At 39.8% G+C, this 14,162-nt stretch carries 14 protein-coding genes and 1 tRNA gene; 10 read left to right on the top strand and 5 right to left on the bottom strand.

The annotated features are described in order from the left end of the window. Nucleotides 1-43: 43 nt before the first annotated feature. Nucleotides 44-1,570, bottom strand: coding sequence for a TrkH family potassium uptake protein (locus ND811_RS17625; RefSeq protein ID WP_265353303.1), 1,527 nt, complete (start codon nt 1,568-1,570; stop codon nt 44-46). A gap of 126 nt (nt 1,571-1,696) precedes the next feature. On the opposite strand from ND811_RS17625, the gene fusA reads away from it, so the two are divergent. From fusA to prmC, 7 genes are all read left to right on the top strand, one after another. Beyond that, the gene (gene fusA, locus ND811_RS17620) at nt 1,697-3,814 is read left to right on the top strand and encodes an elongation factor G (RefSeq protein ID WP_265353302.1); all 2,118 of its coding nucleotides are present in this window, start codon (nt 1,697-1,699) and stop codon (nt 3,812-3,814) included. 99 nt (nt 3,815-3,913) lie between these two features. Continuing rightward, nucleotides 3,914-4,552, top strand: coding sequence for an LIC_10271 family cell wall hydrolase (locus tag ND811_RS17615; RefSeq protein ID WP_265353301.1), 639 nt, complete (start codon nt 3,914-3,916; stop codon nt 4,550-4,552). Then, nucleotides 4,552-5,781 (top strand): amidohydrolase family protein, encoded by a 1,230-nt coding sequence (locus ND811_RS17610; protein ID WP_265353300.1) that lies wholly within the window; start codon nt 4,552-4,554, stop codon nt 5,779-5,781. Before ND811_RS17615 ends, ND811_RS17610 begins: the two co-directional genes overlap by 1 nt. Before the next feature lie 25 nt (nt 5,782-5,806). After that, the gene (locus tag ND811_RS17605) at nt 5,807-6,859 is read left to right on the top strand and encodes a tetratricopeptide repeat protein (protein ID WP_265353299.1); all 1,053 of its coding nucleotides are present in this window, start codon (nt 5,807-5,809) and stop codon (nt 6,857-6,859) included. Nucleotides 6,860-6,870: 11 nt separating this feature from the next. Beyond that, nucleotides 6,871-7,503, top strand: a complete 633-nt coding sequence (locus tag ND811_RS17600; protein ID WP_039928954.1) for a Crp/Fnr family transcriptional regulator — start codon at nt 6,871-6,873, stop codon at nt 7,501-7,503. A gap of 2 nt (nt 7,504-7,505) precedes the next feature. Beyond that, a tRNA-Arg gene (locus ND811_RS17595) sits at nt 7,506-7,578 on the top strand. Nucleotides 7,579-7,584: 6 nt separating this feature from the next. Continuing rightward, nucleotides 7,585-8,466 (top strand): peptide chain release factor N(5)-glutamine methyltransferase, encoded by an 882-nt coding sequence (gene prmC / locus ND811_RS17590; protein WP_265353298.1) that lies wholly within the window; start codon nt 7,585-7,587, stop codon nt 8,464-8,466. Nucleotides 8,467-8,473: 7 nt separating this feature from the next. Here prmC and ND811_RS17585 read toward each other — a convergent pair whose 3' ends face one another. Further along, nucleotides 8,474-8,929 carry a MarR family winged helix-turn-helix transcriptional regulator gene (locus ND811_RS17585; RefSeq protein WP_265353297.1) on the bottom strand — a complete coding sequence of 152 codons (456 nt, stop codon included), beginning with the start codon at nt 8,927-8,929 and terminating at the stop codon, nt 8,474-8,476. Nucleotides 8,930-9,057: 128 nt separating this feature from the next. On the opposite strand from ND811_RS17585, the gene ND811_RS17580 reads away from it, so the two are divergent. After that, nucleotides 9,058-9,918 (top strand): alpha/beta fold hydrolase, encoded by an 861-nt coding sequence (locus ND811_RS17580; RefSeq protein ID WP_265353296.1) that lies wholly within the window; start codon nt 9,058-9,060, stop codon nt 9,916-9,918. A 93-nt stretch (nt 9,919-10,011) separates the two neighbouring features. Here ND811_RS17580 and ND811_RS17575 read toward each other — a convergent pair whose 3' ends face one another. Then, nucleotides 10,012-10,995, bottom strand: coding sequence for a malate dehydrogenase (locus ND811_RS17575; protein WP_004789024.1), 984 nt, complete (start codon nt 10,993-10,995; stop codon nt 10,012-10,014). 31 nt (nt 10,996-11,026) lie between these two features. Further along, nucleotides 11,027-12,076: a DsbA family protein gene (locus ND811_RS17570; protein WP_265353295.1), complete on the bottom strand. Its 1,050-nt coding sequence runs from the start codon at nt 12,074-12,076 to the stop codon at nt 11,027-11,029. Between the two features lie 160 nt (nt 12,077-12,236). Between ND811_RS17570 and ND811_RS17565 the strand changes: the two genes are divergently transcribed. After that, nucleotides 12,237-12,545, top strand: a complete 309-nt coding sequence (locus ND811_RS17565; RefSeq protein WP_265353294.1) for a hypothetical protein — start codon at nt 12,237-12,239, stop codon at nt 12,543-12,545. 2 nt (nt 12,546-12,547) lie between these two features. Beyond that, complete coding sequence (locus ND811_RS17560) at nt 12,548-13,186, top strand: hypothetical protein (RefSeq protein ID WP_265353293.1); 639 nt, start codon at nt 12,548-12,550, stop codon at nt 13,184-13,186. A 7-nt stretch (nt 13,187-13,193) separates the two neighbouring features. Here ND811_RS17560 and thrB read toward each other — a convergent pair whose 3' ends face one another. Then, nucleotides 13,194-14,147: a homoserine kinase gene (gene thrB, locus ND811_RS17555; RefSeq protein ID WP_265353292.1), complete on the bottom strand. Its 954-nt coding sequence runs from the start codon at nt 14,145-14,147 to the stop codon at nt 13,194-13,196. Nucleotides 14,148-14,162 lie beyond the last annotated feature (15 nt).

Here is a 14,162-nt window from a genome sequence, read left to right as displayed (position 1 = left end):
CTTCCCCATCCTCAAAATCCTAAAACCGATTTTTATCCCCATTCTAACCCACTTGGATTTTCACACCATCATCGACGGTTCCCATTTTTGGAACTCCAGAGTGACCAGTGGCAGCAATGAGAACGGTAAAGATCCCAACACGTCCCACATACATGACAGCCGCATAAAGTATCTTTTCAATGTCCCCTAATTGAGAGGTTAAGTTCAAAGTGAAACCAACAGTGGAAAAGGAAGAGATCAGTTCAAAAAAGATTACATGTAAAGAATGTTGGTTTTGATCCAAGATTCCAAGAAATATAAATACAAAAGCCAAAGCAATGGTAGCAAGAAAGTAAACACGAATGGCAACTGCAACAGAATTTTTGGAAACAGTTTCACCAAATAACATAACAGGTTTGGATGGCTGGATCACATTTTTTAAATATGCAAGTAACAATACAAAAGTGGTAATTTTAATACCTCCAGCAGTTCCTTGAGGACCACCACCAATAAACATCAACACAGTTATGATAATGACTGTTGCGTCATTCAGATGACCAAGATCCATAGTCGAAAATCCAGCCGTTCTAGAACATACCGACATAAAAAATGCATTCGATATTTTATCTACAAAGGCTAACTCATGAAAGGTGTGAGGATTAAACCGCTCCAAAAAATAAATCCCTACAAAACCAAACAAAAGCAAGGCGAAAGAACCATAAACCAAAACTTTCGATTGGATCCTCGTGGTTTCCCCGCGTAAATGTTTGTTATAATCACCCAAACGGTTTTCTAAAAATGCGGAAAACTGAGCAGGAAGTAACAAAAGCCTAGGAACATTTCCTGTTTTTAGGGCCTTTTCCATCATCAAAGTTTCTGCCATCACTTCTATACGATATACGATTCGCACAAATACAGTCAGGAGAAATTTTTCAAGAAGGATGATCACGGGAAAACCGATTCCTCCAAAAATCACAAGGCCAGAAACAATGTACAAAGAAAAAGGATCCAATCGAAGTGCACTCAGGTCATCAGTAATCGAAAAACCAGCGTTATTAAAAGATGAGATCGCTGTAAAAAGGGAAAAGAACCAACGGGTGTTCCCTCCCTCAACTCCGTCTGGCATATGCAAATATAATCCAATCGCCCCAAGTATTTCCAAGGAAAACGAAATATTGATAATGGAGAGTAACATCCGATTGACTTCATTTGTAGCAAGGGACTCAGTTTCGGCTTGGGTATCAATGGCCGCACCGACAAAGGCATTAAAACGGGCGTTCCGCGAAATACCTTGGGTGATGAGAAAACCGACAATCACCGTAAAACTAATAATCCCTAGTCCACCTAGCTGAATGAGAAAAAGCATGATCCAGTGCGTTCCAGGATTCAGGCCAGAGAGCCGAACTGGTGAAAGCCCTGTCACACAAATGGAAGAGGCTGAGAGATAAAAACTATCGACATAGGAAAGTTCCCCCTCTTCGGAAATATAAAGGGCAAACGACCCGAAAAGGATTGCGGTAAAGAATCCCAGACATACCAGTCGGGCAAAGGACAGTGTTCGAAAAAATCGCTTCAAGCGCGCTAGTGGCATATTCCCCTAATCTCTACTTTCTCCAGGATTTTCCTTTTGACCAAAAATCCCAAGTACTTTACAAACGCAGTCCATTTCAGATTTTGGTAGAATCAATTCAACTTTAACCTTATTTTTGAGGAAAATATGACCTCTGCGACAGAAACAAAACGCGACCCTAAATTGGAAAGAATCCGTAACATCGGTATTTCTGCACACATTGACTCAGGGAAAACAACCCTCACTGAACGTATTTTATTTTATACGAACAAAATCCATGCCATTCACGAAGTACGTGGAAAAGACGGTGTGGGGGCTACTATGGATAGTATGGACCTCGAACGAGAAAGAGGGATCACGATCCAATCAGCAGCAACTTATGCTACTTGGAAAGACATTACCATCAACATCATCGATACTCCAGGCCACGTTGACTTCACAATTGAAGTAGAACGTTCCCTTCGCGTACTTGACTCTGCGATTATGGTTCTTTGTGGTGTTGCGGGAGTTCAATCTCAGTCCATCACTGTTGACCGTCAGATGAAACGTTATAATGTTCCACGTGTTGCTTTTATCAACAAACTCGATAGAACGGGAGCTAACCCTTGGAGAGTGATCGAACAACTTCGTGAAAAACTCCACCTCAATGCTCATGCGGTTCAACTTCCTATCGGACTTGAAAACGATCTTAAAGGGATCGTTGACCTTGTGGAGATGAAAGCGTATTACTTTGAAGGTCCAAACGGACAAGATATCAAAATCACTGATATCCCAGATGAGTTAAAAGACCAAGCAAACGAAAAACGCGAAGCCCTACTTGATGCAGTTTCCCTTTTTAGTGACGAACTCACAGAAGAGATGTTAGAAGGTGCACCAACAGAGGCACGAATCAAAGAAGCGATTCGCCGAGGTGTTCTTGCACTTAAATTTGTTCCTGTATTTATGGGATCTGCTTTTAAAAACAAAGGGGTTCAAAGACTTCTAGACGGAGTAGCAGACTACCTTGCATCTCCTTACGACGTTGAAAACAAAGCAAAAGAAATCGGAAACGAAGAAAACGAATTCAATTTAGAATCAGATCCAGAAAAACCATTAGTTTGTCTCGCATTCAAACTAGAAGACGGTCGTTACGGTCAGTTAACTTATGTTCGCGTTTACCAAGGTAGACTCGAAAAAGGGATGACGATCTACAACTCTGCAACAAACAAACGTCACAACATTGGACGTCTTGTTCGTATGCACTCAAACGATATGGAAGATATTTCTAAAGCGGAAGCTGGAGATATCGTAGCACTATTCGGTATTGATTGTGCTTCAGGGGATACATTTACGGATGGAAAGGCAAAAGTGACTATGGAGTCCATGTTTGTTCCAAATCCAGTAATTTCACTTACCATTGAGTGCAAAGAGTCAAAACAACTTCCAAACCTTGCAAAGGCTCTTAACCGTTTCACAAAAGAAGACCCAACCTTCCAAACGGAAATTGATAAAGAGTCTGGCCAAACCATCATCAAAGGGATGGGAGAACTCCACCTCGAAGTATACATCGAACGGATGAAACGGGAATACGGTGTGGATCTAGTGACTGGTGCACCACAGGTGGCTTACCGTGAAACCATCACAAAATCTGCAGAATTTGATTACACTCATAAAAAACAAACGGGTGGTCAAGGTCAGTTCTCTCGAGTGGCAGGTTACATCGAACCAATCCCACAAGAAGAAGGTAAGGACTACGAATTCGTAGATAAAATCGTGGGTGGATCCATCCCTCGCGAATACATTGGATCTTGTGATAAGGGTTTTCGTTCTTGTTTAGAAAGAGGATCTCTCATTGGATTCCCTATCATCGGAGTTCGTTGTGTGATCAATGATGGTGCTTACCATGATGTGGACTCTTCCGATATGGCATTCCAAATTGGTGCTCGTTACGGATTCCGCCAAGGTTTCTCAAAAGCAGCTCCGATCATCCTAGAACCAATCATGAGAGTGGAAGTGGAAGGTCCAACAGAGTTCCAAGGAGCAATCCTTGCTTCTGTGAACCAAAGACGCGGAATGATTTTAAGCACAACTGAAGAAAACGGTTATGCTAAGATCGAAGCGGAAGTTCCTCTTGCAGACATGTTCGGATATTCTACCGTTCTTCGTTCTTCTACCCAAGGAAAGGCAGAGTTTGCTATGGAATTTTCCAAGTATGCTCCTGTTCCAAGAAACGTAGCAGACGAGCTTATGAAAAAATACAAGGTCAACAACAAAGACGAAGAATAAACCTTCGTTTCAATGGTCGATTTTGGAAAAGGCGGGGGAACCCGCCTTTTTTATTGCCCTCTCCATTTTTGCTGTCGATACTTCTAAAAGGGATAGCGAATGCGGAAATTACGATACATTCTAATTTTTTTGGGATTCTTGTTTGGGTTCTCTGTTTCTCCGAAACAAAGTCCGAAATCAGAAATCCCTTCTTCTTATCGCGTGGCAAAAGGTGATTCTTGGTTTGGAATTGCCCGAAAATTCAATATCTCTCCAGAAACCTTAGCTAAGTTAAATGGCCGAACGACCAGTGAAAATTTGTATGAAAGGGAACTCCTGCGTATTCCGAAAGGTAACGAAAAGCTCATGGTCTCAACTGAATCCGTATTGAAAGAGAAACCCTCCTTCCCCTTAGCCCAAAAAGAAAAAGTCTTAAAAAAATATTCAGAACTGACTTATGATCCCCACAAAGGAATCCAATTCCAAAGAGGGTCTTCATCACTTGTTAGAGCAAGCCTTCCAGGGAAAGTAGTTCATGTCGATTATATGGATGGATATGAAAATTTCGTAATTTTAGAACACCAAAGTGGACTGTATTCCGTTTATGGAAACTTGGAACGAATTCAAGTTACCGAAGGTCAACAAGTAAAAGCAAAGGATCGTCTAGGAATTCTGTCAAAAGACAAAGGCCTATATTTCCAAATGAACAGACAAAAACAAAACCTAAATCCAGAACGTATTTGGGAGGTTGGCATTTAATGGGATACTCAGTCCTCTTCCAGTCTGCTTCCGTATATCGAAATGGCAAACTAGAAACTAGCGATCTTTTTGTGGATGGTGAAAAGATTTCTGCCATCGACACAAATCTTTCGCCAAACAATAATACGGTGACAATTTCCCTAAAAGGGAAAAAAATTTATCCAGGTTTTATCAATTCCCATGACCATTTACTTGCTAGTTTTCTCCCAAAAGTAGGAGGAACTGAGAAACACCAGTCTTGGTTATCCTATGACAATTTATATAAAAGTTCAGGAGTGTTTGCAGAACGCCAACAAGTGGATCCAGAAATTTTATATTATCTAGGCGCTTATAAAAACCTTTTTGCTGGAGTCACAACGGTATTTGATCATATCCCCCATCATGTACAAAATCCATTCAGAGGAATACTTCCCGTCAAACTTATCTCCGATTACACTCTAGCACATTCCATTGGAAACTATAGTTTAGGTTGGGGAGAAGGACCGGCACTGGAATACCGAATGGCGGAACATGCAGGACTTCCCTTTGTCACACACTTGGCAGAAGGTGTCGACGATGATTCTAAACAATCTTTACGACTGCTAGAAAAAATGGATGCTCTTGGCGGACATTCTGTACTTGTTCATTGTTTGCCTTTTGGGCAAAAAGAAGTCGAAAAAATTTTAGAAAAAGGTGCTTCTGTTGTTTGGTGCCCTACTTCCAACCTACATATCTTTGGCAAAACTACCAATATCAAACTCTTTTTAGATATGGGAGTTAACGTATGTTTGGGGACAGATTATTCACCAAGTGGATCCATTCATCTTTTAGAAGAATTAAAAACAGCTAAATCTATTTATTTTGGTTTATATGGGGATGAATTACCTGAATCAACTTTACTAAAAATGGTTACAGAAAACCCAAGAAAGGCATTTCGATTAGGAAATCCAAATGCTTTAATGCCTGGCCTTTCAGCAGATTTACTCATAATCAACGATGATAAAAAGGATTCGGAAATCCATGTGTCAGAACTTTCGTGGAAACACATTGACCTCGTTGTCATCGATGGATACCCCATTTATGGGTCTGAAGAATACAAGTCACTCTTTGTTCATTTCGGTTTAGAAACAGAAGAATTTTCCATTGATGGAAAAACCAAATTGGTTGCAGGTTCACCAAAAAAACTCCTGAAACAAGTTTCTGATAGTGTCGGTTATAAAAAGAGTTTGGCTTTTTTACCTAATTTTTGAAAATGAAGCGCAAGCGAGGCATGAGTTGTCAGGTCCTATAGTACGTAATTACAAAGGAGGTTCCATCGTCTACTTCGAGAAAGACAAGGCGGAAGATATCTTTGTACTACAAAAAGGTCGTGTTGTACTAACATACACGAATATTAATGGCGTGGAACTCAAAGAAGACGTAAAACTCGGCGAGTTTTTTGGAGTTAAGAGTGCCATTGGTCGTTATCCCAGGGAAGAAACCGCTCAAGTCATAGGAGCCGCTACAGTTCTTGTCTTCAAAGTCCCCGAATTCGAGAAATTTGTTTCAGACAAGACCCATCTCATCATCAAAATGCTGAAAGTTTTCTCAAGCCAACTTCGGCAAGTCCACCGCCAAGTTAGGGAAATCCTCGGACAAGGGGAAGCCAAGAATCCTGCTTTTGAACTAATGAATGTGGCTGAAGTTTTTTATAAAAATGGGAACTTTGAACACGCCGCATATGCTTTTGAAAAATACTTACAACATTATCCGGACGGAATGTACGTAGACCGAGCCAGACAACTCCTTGATTTAGCTCGTAAAAAAACTCCATTTCCGCTCACCATACAAGAGTTAGTTTACAAACCCGAACCAGGTGCCCAAGCAGGTAAACTTCAGGAAATGTTAAAAACGATGGCAGTCCCATCCCAAAACTCTGGTTCTAGTATTGATCCCAATTCGATTCTTTCCCAATACGATAAAGCCTCTACTCTTATGAATGCGGGAAAGTATGCAGAATCGATCGACCTATTCAAAACCGTATCCGAGAGGACGGATTCCGTTACTCAAGAAGAAGAACAGTTTGTCGAAAACTCTTTATTTTATATGGGAAAGTCTAGTTTCAAGGCCAAGGATTATCCTGGCGCCATTTCCCATTTTTCTAATTATATAAAAAAATACCCCAAAGGGCTACTACTCAAAGAAAACCTTTACTACCTAGCACTTGCTACAGAGGCTTCAGGGGAAAAAGAAAAAGCCAAACAGTTATTCCAAAAGGTAACTCAAATGCCTCCTTTGGATGATAGTATCTCTGAAGATGCTAAATCCAAACTCAAAGGAGGCAAATAGTGAACGACCAAATGTTAGAAGCCATGTTTGGTAAGTTTGGAAAAGTTTTCCAACCCAATGAAGTATTGTTTTGCGAGTATGAACCAGGTAACGATTTTTACTTAATCAAAGAAGGAAAGGTCAAAATCACAAAAACCATTGGAACCAGTATCAAAACCTTAGATGTTTTGGAAGCTGGGGATATCTTGGGAGAGATGGCCATTTTAGAAGAACAACCCCGATCTGCCACTGCCATTGCTGTGACAGAAGTAAAAGCCCTCAACTTCAACCGTGCCAATTTCGAAATGTTAATGACGAAAAACCCGGCACTGGCGATGAAACTGCTTCATATTTTTTCCTTCCGGATTTATGACCAAAAACGCCGACTTATGATCCTTCTTATGGATGATATCGTTGGAAAGGTCTGCGACGTCTTTGTGATGTTATACGAAAAACAGTATAATAATGATGTATACAATGAAATTATCCTTTCTGCCACTGTGGATGACATTGCGAATTGGTGTGCCCAACCTGTTGGGGAAGTCCAAAAAGTGCTCATGCAATATGTAAAAACAGGCAAACTAGATCTCTATCCGGATAAAATTGTTATTCACAATATCTCCGATTTCCAAAGGATAGTGAATCAGAAACGTAAACCTACGTAAAAGCTCCCATAGCTCAGGTGGATAGAGCACTAGTTTCCTAAACTGGGGACACAGGTTCGAATCCTGTTGGGGGCAAAAGTTATGGCGGAAGAACCCGGAACTCTACTTTACTATTTAAAACGGTCCACAGAATTTCTAGAGAAAAAGGAGATTCCCAATCCCCGTGTCGATGCAGAATGGATCCTTTCCGATCTCTTAAATCTCCCAAGGATCAAACTCTATTCTCAATTTGAAATGCCGCTCGGGCAAAAGGAAATCGACCTGTATCGGGAACGAATTGTGGAACGAAGCAAAAGAAAACCTGTCGCCTACATTACAGGGAAAAAAGGATTTCATAAATTTGAATATTTGGTAACGGATGATGTCCTTATCCCAAGACCTGAAACAGAAGAACTTGTGGACTACCTTTGGAAAAGAAAAGATGAAATTTCTCTCCATGATTCCCATCCATTACAAATTTGGGACCTTTGTTCGGGGAGTGGGTGTATTGGCCTTAGCCTAACACAGCTTCTACCTTCAAGTATTGTGACCCTCTCGGACTTATCTGAAAAAGCCATCGATGTGAGCCGCCGTAATGCAGAAAAATACAACCTAACAGAAAAAACAAATTTTTATGTTTCTGATTTAGACTCATCTCTTCCAAAAGAATTACAATTTGATTTGATTGTTTCCAATCCTCCTTATATCCCCGAATCAGAGAAACCAGAGATAATGCCAGATGTCATCGAATATGAACCCCATCTGGCACTTTTTGTTTCTGATTTTCACAAATTTCACAAACAATTGTTAGATGTCGTATTTAACCGCATAAAACCCGGTGGAATGATGATGTTAGAAACCCATCCTTTGTATAACAAGGATTTAGAAGAAATGGCAAAAACAATCGGTTTTGTAGATACCAAAATCATTTTAGACAGCTCCAATAAAGAAAGATTTCTTTTTGCTAAAAAGACTATTCATTGAATTGGTTCTATTTGTTTTCTAGGTTTGCGAATTGAACTGATGATTGGATTTTAAAAAGAAGTAAATACAATTCCTTTTCCTCTTTCTCCGAGAGATCCTTCCGAAATACCTGGTCTGCCGACTGGACAATCGGAATCCCCTTCTCCCAAATTTCTTTCCCTTTTTTGGTAAAACGTAAATGGTAATGACGTTTGTCCGTATCAGAAACAACTCGTTTCACCCATGATTTTTTCACCCAACCATCGACAAGCCTAGATACAGTGGTTTTGTCTTTGACTAAACGTTCGCTCAATTCCTTTTGATTTGAGGATTCTGACTCAACCAAAGGTAAAAGTAACATCCAGTCCTCAAATCGCATCCCGATTCTTTGTTTGATAAATTCATCCGATAGAAACCGCCTCATCAGAAGCATGGTTTCGCTCATATAAATCCCGAGAAAACTTGCGATTCCTTTTCCTTCCATTATCCCAGTCACCTTATTTTTTGAAAAACCACAAGTCTTTTTTAGTTGCTATCTGCAACCATATAGTTGTATATTACAACTATATCCGAAAATCAAATATAAAAGTATAAAAAACCTGAGGAAATGTTATGGAATGGAATTATCAAACGATTGAAAGAGAAGGATTTGCCCTCCAAGTGGCAAAAAACAACGCAGGTGGCCCTCCTTTGTTTTGGATTGGGAGCGCTTTGTATTATCCAAGAGTCATCCCAAGTGAGATGGCCAACCAATACCAGATCACAGTGGTGGACCAAAGAGGGTTTGCAAAGAGAACCAAATCCTTAAACGAAACAAAAGATGATTATTCTTTAGAGAAACTACTCGAAGATTTTAGATTGATACAAACAGAGTTAAAAATCCCCGCATGTCCCATCATTGGGCACTCTGGACATGGGTATATGGCCCTTGCCTATGCAGCCCAATATCCAGAAAATGTCACAAGTCTCATGATGGTTTCTACGGGCCCAAGTCACGGCAGTCCCATGTCTGAGGCAGAAGTTTATTTTGAGAGGGAAGCATCTGACATTCGTAAAGCCGCCCATTTACAAAACCAATTGCAATTTCAAAAAAATATAGAAAGAACACCGGAAGATTTTTTTATCCATTACTGTGTGAGTTTGGAGGCAAAAGGTTTTTTCCAAGTTCCCTTTCCTTCAAAAAAATTTTGGGAAGGAATCCACACAAATAAACTAGCATTTGATTATCTCTTTGGCGAAGTGTTTCGAGACATCGATGTATCAACCTATTTCAAAAAAATTTCCAAACCGATTTGGATTTGTATGGGAAAAGAAGATTATCAAGTCGCACCTTATTACACTTGGGATTCCATCTTAAAAGAATTTCCTCAGATCAAAATGACAGTGATGGAAAAAAGTAGCCACTTACCATTTTTGGAAAGGCCAAAGGAATTCTTAAGCCAGTGTCAAACGCACTTATTGGCTATTAGGTAATAAAAAAGCCCGCTAACCTTCTCGGTTTTGCGAGCTTTCTAAAAACAAACATTTTAGTCTTTAAAGAATAAATTCTCTAAAGACTAAAGAGTGTTAACCAAGCATGTCTTTTACTTCGTTTCTTTCTTCTTTCAACTCGTTATGAGTGATGTCGAATTTTTCCTTACCAAAGGCATTGATTTCAAGACCAGTAACGATCTCTACTTTTTTGCCATCTGATTTCAGTGGGTATCCGAAGATAAGGCCTTTGTCCACACCATACTCACCGTTAGAGTGACAAGCGGCACTAAACCAATCACCAGGTTTTGTAGGAGTTACGATGTTATGCACTGTGTCAACGACTGCATTTGCTGCAGAAGCCGCAGATGATGCTCCGCGCGCTGCAATGATCGCTGCTCCCCGTTTTTGAACGGTAGAGATAAAATCACCTTTCAGCCATTCCTGGTCAGAAATCAAATCTGTGGCTGGTTTTCCTTTGATTTTTGCATTGTAAAAGTCTGGGTATTGGGTTGCGGAGTGGTTTCCCCAAATCGCTACGTTGGAAACGTCTTTTACAAGAACTCCTGCTTTTTGGGCAAGTTGTGTTTTTGCACGGTTTTCATCAAGACCAGTCATCGCAAACCATCTGTCAGACGGAACACCTTTTGCATTGTTCATAGCAATAAGAGCATTAGTATTACATGGGTTACCGACTACTAGAACTCTAACATCACTTGCTGCATTCTTTTCGATTGCCTTGCCTTGTGTTGTAAAAATTCCGCCGTTGATTTTAAGAAGGTCTCCCCTTTCCATTCCTGCTTTTCTTGGAACAGAACCAACAAGGAGTGCCCAGTTGATGTCTCGGAACGCCTCATCAATGTTAGAAGAAACTGATACTTTTTCGAGTAAAGGGAAAGCACAGTCATCTAATTCCATAATGACACCTTTGGCAGCAGGAAGTGCTTGTTCTAATTCCAACAATTGGAGTTCTACTGCAGTGTCAGGTCCAAACATTTGTCCTGAAGCGATACGAAATAATAGTGCGTATCCGATTTGTCCGGCAGCACCAGTAACAGCAACTTTTACTTTTTTGCTCATATAAATTTTCCTTTAATTTTATAATTTATGATTATTGTTTTAATTCTTTTTGGATGATCTCATCAAAGTTTTCGAAAGGAAGTGCTCCCGAAACAAAGATTCCATTGATAAAAAATGCAGGAGTTCCACTCACACCCACTTTTTGACCGTCTTGAATGTCTGCATCAATTTCTGCTTTTAATCCAGAAGCATCTTTCATACAAGCTTGATATTTGTCTTTAGAAACACCAGCTTTTGCAATGAGTGCATCCACATTGGCTTTTCCTAAATTTCCACTGTTTTCAAAAAACAAGTTAAACACATCCCAATACTTTCCTTCTGATACAGAACAGTTTGCAGCCATATGTGCATACATCGCATCTTGGTGAAAAGGAAGAGGAAAATCACGGAATACCCAACGAATCTGTCCCTTGTATTTCTCGCGAAGCTTTTGGTTTACATCCTGGCTTCGTTTACAAAACGGACATTCAAAATCTGAAAATTCAATTACTGTGATCTTTGCATCTTTTGGCCCGATGGAAGGGTTATTTTTTTCTTCCACAGTCACTCTAACTGCATCTGGCTCTTTAATTAAAAACTCAACCGGATATTTAGAAACAATTTCTCTGTAAACATTACGACTATGTTCTTGTTCTTGTTGGCTTTTTAAGAAACCAACAATTTTGTCTTTTGTCTCATTCAAGGATTTACCACCTAACTGAGCCTTGTTGGACATATATACATTTAAAATTTCTTCTTCTGATGGTTCTGTAGCGGTGAAACCTTGGTTCAATACTTCGGTGGGTTTAATATTTTTATCTTTTGCAACAAGTTCGAATAATTTGTCCTGAGCAAATTCACCTAACGTGTTTTTAATCAAACTTTTGTACTCCGACTGGAATTTGGAATAAGCAATCGGAGAAGTTTCTTTCACATCACTCAGGTCATATTTTTTTCCACCGATACTGACTGCATCTTGTGTAATGTATTCCCGAACAAAGGAAGGAACACTGACAATAAAGAGAAGGGCAAAAACGAAGTTGGTCGCAAGGACGATTTTGGAGATGGGGTTTTCCATCCACTTTTTAAAAATATTTTCCATCCCTGCCAGCTTCCCGCCTATAAAGCGGGCAATCAAACGGAAAAAACTGAAAAAAAAGGAGGTTTTTCACTAAAGCCTAGCTCCGAATGACCGAAAATCTGAGGGAGGGAAAAGAAAGTTTTTTCCCTATGCGTATCCTAAACACGGAGGTTTGGGAAAAATGAACACAATCAACATTCAAGGAAACTCACACATTCCCCCTACGATTCCAACCCAAACGGGGAAACAATCAGAAGAAGGGAGTGAATCCTTTTCTGAAAAGTCTCCTAACCCAAGAATCACGAAGTTAGAAAAGGAAAAGGAATCGAAAATTAAACCAGAAGATTTGGTTTTGAAACCGACTCCTGCTTCTTTAGAAGAAAAACTAAACCAAATTATTTCTCCAGAAGAAGTAAAAGACTTACTTTCTCTTGTGACACGAACTCCCCTTCCAGAGCCAAAAAGTCATAAGGTAGATACCAAAAGGTAAGTTTGTTTCTTAGTATCGCCATCCTTGATAGTTTTATCCTAGTTCTGAGCGGGGTTTTGACCGTATCCGTATTCGGACTAGGATTTGTTGTGTACAACCAATTCATTCATCCCATCATCTCTAGAAAAGAATCAGACCGTTATATTCCGGTCCAATCGGGAGATAAATACGACCTTGTTGTCGACGAACTTAGCAGGTTTGCTACCTTCCATATTGGATGTAAAACTGGGCAATTGGCAACGCGGTGTAATGCCATTTCCGAAGACCACCTCATTTTCCAATTTAAAAAAAGTCGTGATAGCGAAGATTACACCATCACTGTTTTAAAAAATGGACCAAGTTTCTACAAACCTCCGCGAATGGAACATTATGGAAAAATGGAATCCAAAGAAAGTTTTGAGTCCTATGAAATCATTGGACATCCTGCCGAATTTCGAATCTCGGATAAAATCACAAAAGAAAGAATGGTAAACTTTATAGAAATTTCTCTCACCTCATCCTTTTATTTCAATAGGTCAGGTAAGGAGCGAATGAAGTTTACCTTTGAAGTGGGAAAAATCCAACCGGGGATTAACAGAAAGGTTAGGTTTCGCGGAGACGTTTACGGATTTGGAAAAGAAGAAGGGAGCGAAGAAGACTAAATAGATACTATTTGAATTGAATTCGAACTCCGATTCCATCAGGCTTCACTCGTTTGAAAGAATAAGGTATTTTTGCCTCTCCCATCACTTTAGAAATTTTTTCTTCTAAGTCTGATTGTTTACTTTTTACTGACTTTCTTTCTAAAAATACAAGTAAGCTCGGTCCAGACCCAGACAAACAATAACCAATCCCAGACTCAGAAAACATTTCTACCAGAGGGGATAAAGGGGAAGATTTAGGAATCCTATAAGGAGTATGCATCTTATCTTCTAAACCGACAAGCAAGTCACCAAACTTACGTTTGTCTAAAAAGTGCATCCAAGCACCAATCCGAGATAAATTAAAAATCACATCGGATGTGGCATAAGATTTGGGAAGTGTTTTCCTGGATTCTTCTGTCGATACATGGAACTCTGGAGTTAAAACAAAAATGGCAACAGAGGATGGAAATTTTTTACGAAAGTATCTAAGCCTTTCACCAAATGTGGAATAGGCGAATACAAACCCACCCAAATAAGCAGGTAGAGTATTATCAGGATGCCCCTCAAACTCTGCTAAATACTGTGTAAAATCTGATTCAAGAGGAACCGAATTTGGTTCCAAACGTTTGTGCACTTCTCTTGCTAACGAAAGACCTGCAACGATGGCCGAAGCACTAGAACCAAGCCCACCTTTTAAAGGTAAAGAAAGCACCATTTTACAATGATAAGCTGGAGGTGTAAAACTCGGTAAAAATTTTTTAAAATAAGAAAGGTAAGACTGATAAACTAAATCTTCCTTTTCTGAAAAAGGCAGGGGCTTGCCGTTTTTTAATTCTGTTTTGAATTCTGTAATTTCTTTCGAAAAACTAAATTCAAATTGGTTACGAAGATCCAAAGCAAGACCCATAAGGTCAAAACCAGGCCCCAAGTTGGCAGAAGTTCCCGGCACTTGGATCAGAATCTTAGGAAGGCGAATCATCGTTTCGCCCAGGCT

The sequence above is a fragment of the Leptospira soteropolitanensis genome (assembly GCF_026151655.1).
Taxonomy (GTDB): Bacteria; Spirochaetota; Leptospiria; order Leptospirales; family Leptospiraceae; genus Leptospira_A; species Leptospira_A soteropolitanensis.
The sequence above is the reverse complement of the archived record's forward strand: the minus strand, read 5'-3'. Positions and strand labels throughout refer to the sequence as shown.

What these genes read in the sequence shown, in the direction of transcription:
- ND811_RS17625 (WP_265353303.1), bottom strand. Translation starts at nt 1,570, where the DNA reads ATGCCACTAGCGCGCTTGAAGCGATTTTTTCGAACACTGTCCTTTGCC.
- fusA (WP_265353302.1), top strand. Translation starts at nt 1,697, where the DNA reads ATGACCTCTGCGACAGAAACAAAACGCGACCCTAAATTGGAAAGAATC.
- ND811_RS17615 (WP_265353301.1), top strand. Translation starts at nt 3,914, where the DNA reads ATGCGGAAATTACGATACATTCTAATTTTTTTGGGATTCTTGTTTGGG.
- ND811_RS17610 (WP_265353300.1), top strand. Translation starts at nt 4,552, where the DNA reads ATGGGATACTCAGTCCTCTTCCAGTCTGCTTCCGTATATCGAAATGGC.
- ND811_RS17600 (WP_039928954.1), top strand. Translation starts at nt 6,871, where the DNA reads ATGTTAGAAGCCATGTTTGGTAAGTTTGGAAAAGTTTTCCAACCCAAT.
- prmC (WP_265353298.1), top strand. Translation starts at nt 7,585, where the DNA reads ATGGCGGAAGAACCCGGAACTCTACTTTACTATTTAAAACGGTCCACA.
- ND811_RS17585 (WP_265353297.1), bottom strand. Translation starts at nt 8,929, where the DNA reads ATGGAAGGAAAAGGAATCGCAAGTTTTCTCGGGATTTATATGAGCGAA.
- ND811_RS17580 (WP_265353296.1), top strand. Translation starts at nt 9,058, where the DNA reads ATGGAATGGAATTATCAAACGATTGAAAGAGAAGGATTTGCCCTCCAA.
- ND811_RS17575 (WP_004789024.1), bottom strand. Translation starts at nt 10,995, where the DNA reads ATGAGCAAAAAAGTAAAAGTTGCTGTTACTGGTGCTGCCGGACAAATC.
- ND811_RS17570 (WP_265353295.1), bottom strand. Translation starts at nt 12,076, where the DNA reads ATGGAAAATATTTTTAAAAAGTGGATGGAAAACCCCATCTCCAAAATC.
- ND811_RS17565 (WP_265353294.1), top strand. Translation starts at nt 12,237, where the DNA reads ATGAACACAATCAACATTCAAGGAAACTCACACATTCCCCCTACGATT.
- thrB (WP_265353292.1), bottom strand. Translation starts at nt 14,147, where the DNA reads ATGATTCGCCTTCCTAAGATTCTGATCCAAGTGCCGGGAACTTCTGCC.